The 13,408-nt window shown below is 34.2% G+C and carries 7 protein-coding genes; all 7 read right to left on the bottom strand.

Annotation, left to right across the window (positions count from 1 at the left end; translation table 11 throughout):
* Positions 1-26: 26 nt before the first annotated feature.
* The gene (locus tag LC076_RS08760) at positions 27-941 is read right to left on the bottom strand and encodes a carbohydrate ABC transporter permease (protein ID WP_226667769.1); all 915 of its coding nucleotides are present in this window, start codon (positions 939-941) and stop codon (positions 27-29) included.
* Between the two features lie 15 nt (positions 942-956).
* On the bottom strand, positions 957-1,919 hold the full coding sequence (locus tag LC076_RS08755) for an ABC transporter permease (protein ID WP_226667767.1): 963 nt from the start codon (positions 1,917-1,919) through the stop codon (positions 957-959).
* Between the two features lie 308 nt (positions 1,920-2,227).
* Entirely contained in the window at positions 2,228-3,775 is a 1,548-nt protein-coding gene (locus LC076_RS08750) for a response regulator transcription factor (RefSeq protein ID WP_226667765.1), read from the bottom strand.
* The gene (locus tag LC076_RS08745; RefSeq protein WP_226667763.1) at positions 3,768-5,555 is read right to left on the bottom strand and encodes a sensor histidine kinase; all 1,788 of its coding nucleotides are present in this window, start codon (positions 5,553-5,555) and stop codon (positions 3,768-3,770) included. The genes LC076_RS08750 and LC076_RS08745 overlap by 8 nt, the downstream gene beginning before the upstream one ends.
* A 122-nt stretch (positions 5,556-5,677) precedes the next feature.
* Entirely contained in the window at positions 5,678-7,711 is a 2,034-nt protein-coding gene (locus LC076_RS08740) for a beta-galactosidase (RefSeq protein WP_226667761.1), read from the bottom strand.
* Positions 7,712-7,736: 25 nt separating this feature from the next.
* A complete protein-coding gene (locus LC076_RS08735) occupies positions 7,737-10,085 on the bottom strand; it encodes a glycosyl hydrolase family 95 catalytic domain-containing protein (protein ID WP_226667759.1) in 2,349 nt (782 codons plus the stop codon).
* A gap of 234 nt (positions 10,086-10,319) precedes the next feature.
* Positions 10,320-13,163, bottom strand: coding sequence for a glycoside hydrolase family 3 protein (locus LC076_RS08730; protein WP_226667758.1), 2,844 nt, complete (start codon positions 13,161-13,163; stop codon positions 10,320-10,322).
* Positions 13,164-13,408: the final 245 nt, after the last annotated feature.

The raw sequence follows: 13,408 nt of genomic DNA, 5'->3' as shown, positions 1-13,408 counted from the left end.
AGTTTTAAAAATGTGACATCAACTAATTAACTTTTAACAGCTCCAAGTGTCATTCCTTGAACAAAATATTTTTGAACAAATGGATAAACGATTAAAATTGGAACGATCGTTACAACAGATATCGCCATTTTAATTGATTCAGGAGAAACAAAGGTTTTTAATTGGTCTGCTGTCATTCCCTTCATCGCATTTGGATCTGTACTACCCACTGATGTATTTTGCAAAATTTTCATTAACTCATATTGTAATGTTGTTAAATTTTCATTCATGCTGTTATATAAATAGGTATCAAACCAAGAATTCCAATGCATTACAGCAACAAAAAGAGCAATAGTCGCTAGAACTGGTTTACATAAAGGCATGATAATTTTCCAAAAAATCATAAAGTCATTTGCTCCATCAATTTTCGCTGACTCTTGGAGTGCGTATGGAATTCCATCAATAAACGAACGTACAATAATAATATTGAACGCATTTACAAGGCCTGGGAGAATGTAAACCATATAGCTATTAATTAACCCCAAATCTCTTATTAACATGTATCCAGGAATTAATCCGCCAGAGAAATACATTGTTAGTACAATGATCGTTGAGAATAATTTCCGACCTTGAAAATCAGCTCTACTAAGCGTGTATGCTACCATTGCTGACGAAATAACACCTAGGACTGTTCCAATAATGGTACGGGTAGTTGAGTTTATAAAACCTGTGATCAAGTTATCGTATTTGAATATTTCCACATAATTGTCTAATGTAAATGACCTTGGCCAAATATGAATACCACCTCTTACTGTATCAATAGATTCATTGAATGAAATGGCCAGTACATTCAAAAAGGGATACAGTGTAACGATCGAGATAAGGATTAAATAAATATAGATAAACCCATCAAACAGGCGATCTGTACCAGTTGTTTTAATTAGTGACTTTTTTCTTCGCATTTTTATTAGTCCTCCTTACATTACGCTGGAGTTGGAATATTTCTTAAAAATTCCATTTGCCACAAAAAGTAGAATAATACTTACTACAGAATTAAATATACCAATCGCGGTACCGTATGAGAAACGACCTAATCCTATTCCGTAATTCAAAGCATATAAATCTAGTACCTCTGCATAATCAACAACTAAGTTATTTCCGAGTAGCAATTGTTTCTCAAAACCAATGCTTGTTAAGTGCCCAATGTTTAAGATTAATAGAACGAGAATGGTTGGTCGTATTCCAGGTAATGTGATATGCCATATCTGTCTTATCCGGCCAGCACCGTCTACCTTTGCTGCTTCGTAGAGCTGAGAATCAATCCCTGACATAGCAGCGAGGAAAATGATCGCGTTCCACCCCATTTCTTTCCAAATGTCAGATGCTACAACAATTCCCCAGAAATATGATCCTTCTGCCATAAATTGAAAGGGCTTGTCTACTACACCTATTCCTACTAACAAATCATTAATTACTCCACCGTCTGTTGAGAGCATTTTTGTCACGATACCAGCAACAACAACCCAAGACACAAAATGGGGTAGATATGTTATTGTCTGAACTGTTCGTTTGAACAAATTTACTCGAACTTCATTTAAGAGGACAGCAAAAATGATTGGCATCACAAAGCCGATGGTTAATCCAAGAAGACTCATCGCTAATGTATTTCTAAGTGCTCGATAAAACCGATCATCTGAAAATAATTCAATAAAATGCTCAAATCCAACCCATTCTTGCTGAAAAAGAGATAGACCCGGCTTATAATTTTGAAAAGCCATTGTCCATCCCCATAATGGAAGATAATTAAAAACAATGACTAAGATGACAAAAGGAACAGCCATCATATATAAATATTTTTGCTGAACGAAAGTTTTCCAAAAGCTTTTTTTCTGAGTTTGAATAATTACAGCTTCTTTTTTACTGCTAGTAACTGTTTTCATGATGATCCCCCCTTCTTACTTATAAGCTAATGATAGCGCATACATAATAGATAAAATACCTCATAAATTAACACAAAAATCATATAAATTTTTCATATAATGTATCTTTAATTCAATACTATTTTCTAAAAAGATTGTTACTAATTAACCTAAATTCCTGTTAGTAACAATGTTTCTATCAGTTACTATTCTAAGTAGAAAAGATGTCACTATACTTTATAAAGTTCATATGACTAAAAGCAATAAAGTTTAGAAAACAACTTTAATCATCATGCATAAAAAAACGTACAACGAAAAAGTCGTGTACGTTAAGGTGTTTTTCTTCTGAATTTACTAGGAGACATACCAACATATTTTTTGAATTTATTATGAAAATAATCGACATTAGAATAGCCAACCTTGTCTGCTACTTGATAAACCTTCATGCCTTCAGTTAATAATTTTTTTGCATTTTCCATTCGGACCTTATCTAGATACGTGTTAAAATATTCGCCAGTATGATTTTTGAAAATTTTCCCTAAATATGCACTATTATAATCAAATATCTTTGCTAAAGTCTCTAACTTTAATGTTTCATGATAGTTGCGATGGATGAAATCCACAAGTTTTACTAATTGACCTTCTTGGTCACCAATGTTTTGACTTGATATTACTTTTAAAAATAAGTCATAAATATAATCGAACAGTACACTTATAGAAGTCTTGTCATTTATTTTATGAAGATCTGCTGTTATATCTGAAACCGTCTCACTTAGCTCTTGTTTATTCACTAAGCATTTATTAAGTACCATTGATAGTAAGCGAATAAAACTTGTTTTTATTTGCTCCTCTGAATAGTTTCGATCAATCATTGTTTGAGTAGCTTCCATTAGAACATTTTTAAGTGCCTGATCATTCAATGCCTCAAGAGCGAAATATATCCTTTCAGTAAAGGAATGGATTGGAAACTCATGTGACTGTATTTCATGGTTTGGTAGATTGTTAGGGTTAAGAAATCGCTCTGAATCTGATCTAAGAAATTTAGAATCTTTATAATAAAATTGATCATCAAGTATCTTTTTTGTTTTCCTAAATTCCTCGCCTATCTCACTAATTACTGTAAAAACGTTACTTACAGACATCACGATTTTAATATTTTTTATCCGACTTTTTACTAACTCATACAACTCGTTATAATGAACAAGGTTAGGTCTTATGTCCTTTAATACAATACAAAGATATTGGTCTCTACTGAACAAATACCCCCATGTTTCTTCAATCTCTTGCGTTAAGAGTAGTCTAATCTCTTCAAGATCTATATTTGTATGATCTAAAAATTTCATCAGTACTAACTGATAGTTATTTGCTTGTAAATCTAATTTTATTATCTCTTCATTTAAATGATGAACTGCGGCATTTTCACAGGTTTCAATCATTTCCTTAAAAAAGGCATGTCTACCTTCTTGCAAGCTTTTATCTTGTTGTTCGGTAAAAGATTGTTGTTGATCTAGATTTTTCTTGATTCCTTTTACATATCGAATCAATTCATCTTCTTCTACTGGTTTTAATAAATAACCAGTCACATTTTGCCTGATTGCTTTTTGTGCATAGGAAAAATCGGCATACCCACTTAACACAAGGAATTGTACAGAATCATCATCTTTTCTGATAGTTTCAATAAGTGTTATACCATCCATTCTCGGCATTCGTATATCAGCAAGTATTAAATGAATTTCATATTTCTTATATTTTTCCAAACCCTCTTGACCATCTTTTGCTGTATCTATTACCTGGTAACCTAAGTCTTCCCAAGGAATTAATGTTCTTAAACCTTCTCGAATCATCGGTTCATCATCAATAATTAACACGTTATACATGTTCACTCCCCCTTACTGGTATGACAAATGCAACCTCTGTCCCAATATTAGGTTGGCTTTTTATTGTTAAGCCACTTCTCTTTCCAAACGTAAGTATAAGTCTTTGATGAACATTAACTAACCCAATTCTATTTGCTCTATTATCTTCTATATTTTCTAATGCATTATTTATTGATTGTAACTTTTCCTCAGCAATGCCATTTCCATTATCAGACACGCATACATGTAATTCATCATCTATCACCTTTGTGATAATTTCTACTCGTCCCTCGAGTGATTTATCTTCGAGACCATGAAGAACACTATTTTCTACAAGAGGTTGAATGATAAGAGGATGAATATAAATCCCCTCAGACAAAGGATCAATAGTTAATGAGTAAGATAAACGATCACCATAACGGAATTTTTGAATTTCTAAATAACATGTAACCAATTCAATTTCACTTTGTAGCGTGACCATTTCACCTGTAACAGATATGCTTTTTCTCATTAATTTACCTAGCAACTTCACCACACCTGCGATTTCTCTTTCACCCTTCATATGGGCTTTCATTCTGATCGATTCTAACGCATTAAAAAGAAAATGTGGGTTAATTTGACTCGCCATCATTTTTAACTTAATTTCCTGTTGACGCTTTTCCAGGATATTATTTCTTCTATGAGCCTTATCTACTTCGTCGATTAATTCTTTAATATTTTTAACCATATAATTTAATTGATAAGATAATAGTCCGATCTCATCTTCCCCATCAACTTGTATATAGACGTTTAAATTTCCTTCAGATACAATATCAATCTGTTCCCCTAATTTAAGAATTCTTTTTGATAGAAGTTTTGAGAAAAAAGAGATTAATAGTATGGCAATAACTAAACTAATGACAATAACAATCAATCCAAGACCGAGAAATTTATTCGCATCCTCCATAATGACTTTCTGAGGTATAACAGAGACAAATCTAAGTTTATTTGAACTAATTTCAGGTAATAAAATATCAACAAGAACTTCAGATTCCTCTCCATCAACCATCCCAGTAATAGAACCTGACCATTCATTAGGAGGGAGATCAATATTTACAACTTCATTTAACTTTTTGCCAATAAATTCACTACGGTTTGAAACAGCAATATAGTTATTATCATCGATAATCATAACCGGTGTTCGTTCTTGACTGAGCATATCGTATAGGTGATTATTGTTCACATTAATCACTAAAAGAGCATTGAGTTTATAATCGGTATAATTTATATTTCTAACTAAACTTAAGTATTTTTCATTATATTTAGTTTCATCTTGTATATAATACCAGCCGATCAATCCATTCGTATCTTTGGCTGAATGATACCAAAATTTATCTTCTATAAATGTCTCAGGAATAAATCTCCAATTATTTAACATTGTTTCATTCTTTGTGTAAACACGTATATTTGAAATTTCACTAAATGTCTCAAGATACTCTTCAAATTTATGATAGCTATTGTATGTAGAAACAACTTCTTGAATCGTTTTATATTCCGTATTAAGGATTTCTTTAAGTTCAGTATCTAATGTTAAATTATTTGATACATAGATCGCCTTTTCTAACGTCTCGGCAGTACGCTTTTTTACTCTTTCTAAATCAGAAGATACTTGTTCTTTTGCATCAATGAGGGCATTTGATCTTAATTCATGGGTTAAAAAGGTTCCAACGATAAGCAGCGGAATAATAACGGCTATGACAAAGGAAAATACTAGCTTTGAATGAAGCTTCATATTATTAAAATAATTTTTTAAACGATTCATAAAATACCACCGCCAAGATCCGCAATGTAAACGCTTTAATTTTTATTTTTGATTTAATATTTAGGAATAACGATAAAAAGTTTAGGAGATAAAGAGGCTTGAAAAAAATAGCCTCTTCATAGTCATTTACTCTGCTCGATAATTGCTACATCATAGGAAGCTAATTCAATTGATTGAAAGACCTCTTCTCCTGTTAACAAATTTAAACCAGTTACAGAAGGAAGCTCAATATGAACAGTATCACTATTATGGTTTAAAACAAATACGTAGGTTTTATCGCCTTTAATACGTTTTGTTATTTCAACACCAGGCTCATTCCCTGAGAAATCATTTCTTATTCCTTTTTCCTTAATCATTTCGTTTATTAGTCCTTGTAAAAAAGCATCATCAGGACTTGATGCAACATACCATGCTTGCCCTTTACCAAATTTATTCTTCGTTACAACTGGACGGCCCTGATAAAAATCCTCTCCATAGGTAGCAATGACCTCTGCACCCTCCGAGTGAATAAGATCGAATAATAAAGAGCAAGAATACACATCCTTTAAGAGCCCATATTCTTTTTCCATGACAATTTTATTTGTATGCTCTGGAGCAAGTGCATCGATTTCCTCTGACCATATTCCAAGTACATGACGCAATTCACCAGGATAACCACCTAAAGTGACCAGATCATTTTCATCCACAATCCCGCTAAGGAAGGTGGTTAAAAATGTCCCACCTTTTTCTACAAAATCTTCAATCTTCTTTGCATATCCCGGCTTAACCATGTATAAAACAGGGGCGATCACAACTTCATATTGACTTAGATCCTCTTGAACACCGATCATATCTACCTGAATATTTCGATCAAACAAAGCCTTATAGTATTTATGAACTTCATCTACATATTTCAAAGATATAGATGGACCTGATGAGTATTCAACTGCCCACCAATTATCCCAATCAAATACAATCGCAACTCTTGATTGTACTCTTGAATTTAATAGAGTATTAGATAATTGGTCAAGTTCTTTTCCAAGCTCCGCTACTTCTTTGAAAACTCGTGTATGTTCATGGCCAACATGGTCAATAACTGCCCCATGGAATTTTTCACACGCTCCACTTGATCGCCTCATTTGAAAAAACAATACGGTATCAGAGCCATGGGCAACTGCTTGATAGCTCCACAAACGCATGACACCTGGACGTTTTAAGGCATTATATGGCTGCCAATTTTGCTGACTTGGTGTTTGCTCCATTAACATAAATGGTTCTCCATTTTTCAAACCTCGCATCAAGTCATGCATCATCGCTGTATAGCTAGTAGGTGTGTCAATAGAAGGATAATTATCCCATGCGATAACATCCATATATGGGGCCCACTTTTGATAGTCTAGTGGTTTATAAGCACCCATTATATTTGTTGTTACAATGGTATCTGGTATAGATTTCTTAATAATATCATACTCCATTTTATGGCATTCTAACATACTATCAGAATTAAAACGTGCATAATCTAATGAAATGCCTTGGAACATTGTGTGTCTTTCTCCAAAATGCTCACTAAGAAGATTTGGTGTGACAATCTCGTCCCAATCATAAAACGTGTGTCCCCAAAACGTTGTGTTCCAAGCTTTATTCACATGATCTAATGTACGGTATTTTTCTTTAAGCCAAACACGGAAGGCTTTCTCACAATTTTCACAATAGCAAGCCCCACCCCATTCATTGGAAATATTCCAAAGTAGTACAGCCGGATGCTTTTGATAGCGTTCAACAAGTTTCTTCACAAATAAAGAAGCATATTTTTGATAGGTGAGACTATTTGGACATGAATTATGCCTCCCTCCAAATTTCCGTTTCTTTCCGTCAAATTCAGTTCGAAGAACATCAGGATACTTCTTTGCAAGCCATGCTGGATGAGCGGCTGTACCTGTTCCAATTCCAACTTTGATTTCATTTTCATATAACGTATCAATTACTTCATCTAGCCATTGAAAATCATAAGAAACTTCATCCTTCTGAGATTTTGCCCATGCAAAAATATTCACTCGAACAAAATCAATTTTTGCGCTTTTAAACATTCTTATATCTTCATTCATCGTTTCACGGTCATATTGTTCCGGGTTATAATCTCCACCATAAATCATTTTCGGGATTTTTGTACTAATCATCCTATTTCCTCCTATTCACGTTAATTTATTCTTCAACTAATGAAACTTTTATTTTTGAATGACTTTCTATTTTTACTTGATTGGTCGTAACAAAGGTCCCTTCTTTCGATTCAATCTTTATTACTTTATTTTTATAGGAAACCCTTACATTATTTTGTTTAGTAGACATGATTTCTGCTATTTTTAGTTCTCCATCAGCCCATTCAATAGTTACTTCAAATCCTCCTCTTGCTTTTAATCCCCTTACCTTGCCATTTTTCCAAGCAGCTGGTAATGCAGGTAGTAATTTAATTTCACCTAAATGGCTTTGAACCAACATTTCAGCCATTCCAGATGTCCCACCAAAATTACCATCAATTTGGAATGGTGGATGATCATCAAATAAATTAGGATGAGTAGATCGTGCTAATAGCGTTTGCAAATAGAAATGTGCATTATGTTCATCATAAAGGCGAGCAAATAAATTGATGAGCCAAGCACAGCTCCACCCTGTGTGTCCTCCACCATGTTGTAAGCGGTATGTTAAGGAATTTCTTGCAGCTTCAACTAAGTTTGGTGTTTGATTACTATTAATTTGATTGCCTGGGTAAAGTCCATATAAATGTGATACATGTCGATGACCAGGTTCATGCTCTGGGAAATTTTCTATCCATTCTTGCAATCGTCCATCTTTGTTTATTATGAAGGGGACTAACCGTTCTATAGCACCTGACAGTTCTTCAAGAAAGTCATCTTCAATCGTTAATAGTTTGCAACTCTGTATGCAGTTTTGAAATAGCTCTCTAATTAACGTCATATCCATTGTGGAAGCATAAGATACAGCTGTTGGTTGACCATCATCGGTGAGAAATTTATTTTCCGGTGATGTGGAAGGGTTTGTGACTAGATATCCATCAGGTCCTTCTATTAACCAATCCAAGCAAAATTGTGCAGCATCTTTCATTAATGGATACGCTTTTTCTTCTAAGAATGCATGATCAAGTGTGAACAGATAATGCTCCCATAAATGACTTGCCAGCCATACTCCTGCCATTGGCCAAAAAGCCCAAGAAGCTTGACCCGAAGATGGTGTAGACATCCTCCATAAATCAACATTATGGTGAACGGCAAAGCCTCTCGCACCATATAATTCTTTGGCAGTACTTTTACCCGTAATGTTCAAATCTTCTATTAAATCAAAAAGAGGATCGTGGCATTCTGTTAAGTTACAAACTTCTGCTATCCAATAATTCATTTCCGTATTTATATTCGTTGTATAATCACTATTCCATGGAGGCTGAATAAACGGATTCCAAATTCCTTGAAGATTTGCTGCCTGAGTGCCTGGTCTTGATGAGGAAATTAATAAATAACGACCATATTGAAAATACAATGCTTCAAGAGATAAATCGTCTTGTCTGTTTTTATAGATTTCTAGCCTTTCATTTGTAGGAAGTTTTTCATAGTGGTGCTCCGTGTCTAATGAGAGAGAGACTCGATTAAACAAACTTTGGTAATCTTGTATATGGACATTCTTTAATTTTTCATATCCCTTAATTTTGGCGTTGAAAAGGATATTCTGGCATTGAGTTTCAATAGATGATAAATCCGATTTTGGCACCTCATGAAAGGTTATAAAATTCGTTTTCGCTGTTAGTAGTAACATCACTTCATTTTCACCGGATATCTCAAGAGCCCCATCTGTAATAGATACTTCACCCTTTTCCGACTGCCCTTGTATATGAACTTGAAATTTTAAACCTCGATGATCGTCATATAAAATTTCACCAGGATTTTTTACGGAAATTGGACTTTTCCCACTCAAAATAAGAGACTTATCTTTCCCTTCGTTAATCACATGAGGATGTAATGAATTCAGGTGTATTCTTAAACGAATTGGAGAAGATTCTTGACCAAAGGCCTTTACCCTTACTACTAAAACCTGATCGGGGTGACTAACAAAGGTTTCTCTTCTATACGTAACATCACTTATCTTATATTCCGTTTGTGCAACAGCTGTTTGCAAATCAAGTTCACGCCGTAAATATTCCACATCGCCTTCGTTTATATGTTCAATAATGACATCACCTAAAGGCTGATAAGCTTCACAATCTTCTCCAACCATCTTCTTTTCTATTAGCTGTTCAGCTTCAACATTTTTCCCTTTAAAAATAAGCTCTCTTGCTTTTTCCAAAGTATGTTTAGCATCTTTATTGATTTTTTGACCGGGTTCCCCCGACCACAACGTATCTTCATTCAATTGAATTTTTTCAACCTTTGCATCTCCAAACACCATTGCTCCTAATCGACCATTTCCTAAAGGCAGTGCTTCCTCCCACTTTGCTGCAGGAACTTTATACCATAATTTCAAATCCTTATTATTAGCATTCGTCATCATTTCACCCCATTTTTCCAAAGGCTCTTTTCTGAAAGATTGTTACTAATTGAGTTTTTTTCTCATAAAAAGAACGATTCTAGAAGAAAAGATGCCACTAGATTAATATAGTGTTGTTTCCTTCAGTTCCTAAAAACAACATAGTTTACGATAATAGCTTTTCTAAAAAAAGGTCAGTTAGCACCAACTGCCAGCCTGACCTTTTCATGTTAATAGAAAACACCCTTACTTTGACTACGCAATGAAACGGAAGTAACTTACTAAAACTTCACCCTTACAAACAAAATAAACCTTAGTATGTTCAATAGATTCTTTTAGTTGAACAGCTCCTGTTACTGTATGCCAATTTTGTTTGTCTCCCGTATTATTAACAACAATTTCACCGATTTTCTCTCCTTGAGGATGTTCAAGATGGATATCAATCTTCGTTTGTTCTGAGTTATTTGATACACGAGCTTCAATAGATTGTATGCCTTTACTAAAATCTACATCGCTGTACATCATCCAGGATCCGTCTTTTGTTTGAACAGAATGCCCACCTTCTTTGCATTCGTTGATCACTACATCCTGATAATCATCATAGTTTTCTGCTTTTGTATTGATATACAAATTACGTGGAGGAATAATCTCACCATTAACCTTAAGTGTTTCTTGTAACATGATATCCGCTGATGATTGACCTATCATCAACTCATATTCTCCTGTTTCAACACAATACTTATCTCTAGTAACATCCCAAACTGCTAAATCACTTGCTTTTACGTTCAGTTCTACTTCTTTTGTTTCTCCTGCTTCAATAAAGATTCGTTTAAAGCCAATTAGTTGTTTAAGAGGTCTTTTGAATCGAGACTGTAATGAACGGAAGTATAGCTGAACAACCTCATCACCTGCATATGTGCTATTGTTTTTCAGCTTTACTGTTACCGTTACCTCACCATGTTCATTCATTTCATTTTCACTAAGTCTACAATCGCTATATTCAAAATTGGCATAAGATTTCCCATGACCAAATGGGTATAATTCATCACCATCAAAATACATATACGTTCGTTTGCCTTTAATAATATCGTAATCTAATATACTAGGTAACTGATCTACAGAGCGATACCATGTCATATTTAAACGACCCGCAGGATTATAGTCTCCAAATAAAACATCACTTATCGCATTTCCTAACTCTTGACCCCCATGAGAGGTATAGAGAATGGCTGGAATATGTTCATCTACCCAATTAATCGCAAATGGATAGCTTCCAATAACAACAACAATTGTATTAGGATTCACTTTATAAACTTCTTTAATGAGTTGTTCCTGAGCTTCAGCTAATGAAATATCCGGGCGATCCATTTCTTCCTTGCCATTAACTACAGGATTATTTCCAACAAAAACAATGCTCACATCAGATTCTTTTGCCGCTTTAATGGCTTCTTCCATTCCATTTTCTATTATTTCTTTTTCTAGTAAAACAGAATTTGTAACATCTGTGTCTTCAGATATCTTCAGTTTTCCATCTTCGTCTTCAACAACTGCTTGATTATTCCAAGTAGAAAGTTTAAATTCGTTTTGGCTTTCTGGTTGTAAGTGAAGAACTTCTTTTACAAACCATCCATATATTTCATCAGCAGAAGCCGCTATGTTTTTATCATCTGCACTTGTTACGTACTTACCATTATCTAGTGAACGAGCTGTATAGCTACCCCATCCCCAATCAGAAAGCTCAAACCTTGCTGCATCTTCTTTCTTCTGTTTATTTGCTAGTAGGAGATTATTTTCATCCATTCCTAAGCCAATAAATTTACTAGCTTTCTTTAAAATAACCTTATCATTTCCACTATGGAATGTTACCTGTTTACCTTCTAGCTTATTTTTTATACCATCATAAGGTGTAATAGAATATGGGAAATCCCCTGAATACCAATCTCGATAGACAATGTTTCCTAACGGTCCTATGACTGATACTTTGTTTAACTTTTCCTTATTTAAAGGCAATATATTGTTTTCATTTTTTAATAGTACAATCGATTCCTTAGCTGCTTGAGATGAAACCTCAGCGTGTTTCTGGTCACAAATCATTGATTCAGGTATAGCTGAGTATGGGTTATTCTCAATTGGATCAAATTCTCCTAAACGAAAGCGAACCCTGAATGTATTTCGTAATGCACGGTCTAAATCATTTTCTTTTATTAAATTCTTTTCTAACGCTTCAAAAATTGCCTTGGTTGTTTCATCAAAATCATCTGTCATGCTGTCAATTCCGTTTTTAATGGCATCAGCCACAGATTGATAATGGTGCTCATAATACCCATGATCACGCACAACTCCTAATAAATCTGCTGCATCACTTACAACAAATCCATTCATTCCCCATTGCTCTTTAACAATTTCCTTTACATAAGGGTGAAGAATAGCTGGCGTACCATTGATCGAATTATAAGCTGTCATCATAGAGTTGGCACCACCTTCTTTAAAAGGCAGTTCAAAAGCTTTCAAATAATATTCATGCATATTTCTCGGATCAATACTCGCTGAACAGCTTCCACGATCAATTTCATTATTGTTTGCTAAGAAGTGCTTTAATGTGGCAACCGCTTTGAAGAAAAACGGATGGTCACCCTGTATACCTTTTACAAGAGAGGAAGTTAGCTTTCCTGTTAAATAGGGATCCTCGCCATAAGCTTCTTCCGTTCTTCCCCACCGCGGATCTCTTTCCATATCAACTGTAGGAGCCCATAAAGTTAATCCATTTATCTCTGGATTTTTCTTATAAAAAGCTCTAGCCTCAGTACTTATGACATCTCCAATTTCTTTCATTAATTCCTGATTCCAGGTGCAAGCTAATCCGATTGTCTGCGGAAAAGTTGTTGCTTTACCTAACCAAGCCATGCCATGAGCAGCTTCAGTACCTTGTTTATGAGCATTTATTTCCAAACGTTCAATAGCCGGCTGATATTGACACATTAAATGAACCTTTTCTTCTAATGTAAATCTTGAGGTAAGATCATTAACTCTTGTTTCTAAAGGTAGGTTGGGATTTTGAAAAGGAAATTTGTAACTCTTTTTATCCGCTATTTTTTCCATATAATTCTCATCCTCGCTATGTATTCATTATTTAATACCAATTTAGGAAGCGATTACAAAAACTTCAATGTAAACGCTCTCTTAACTTTATCATTCTTCCCTTCCCCTTAAACACCCTAATTATTATAGAAATAATCCATTCTAATTTAGAGATAATTAATAGACTGTAAATAACTTTGACACCTGTAATGTTTCTACTTTATTATGAAATAATAGCTCTATTTTATTGGAATTATTATGAAAAT

This window comes from Metabacillus litoralis (genome assembly GCF_020524045.1).
Lineage (GTDB): Bacteria > Bacillota > Bacilli > Bacillales > Bacillaceae > Metabacillus > Metabacillus litoralis_C.
This window is presented reverse-complemented; position numbering and strand designations above follow the sequence as displayed.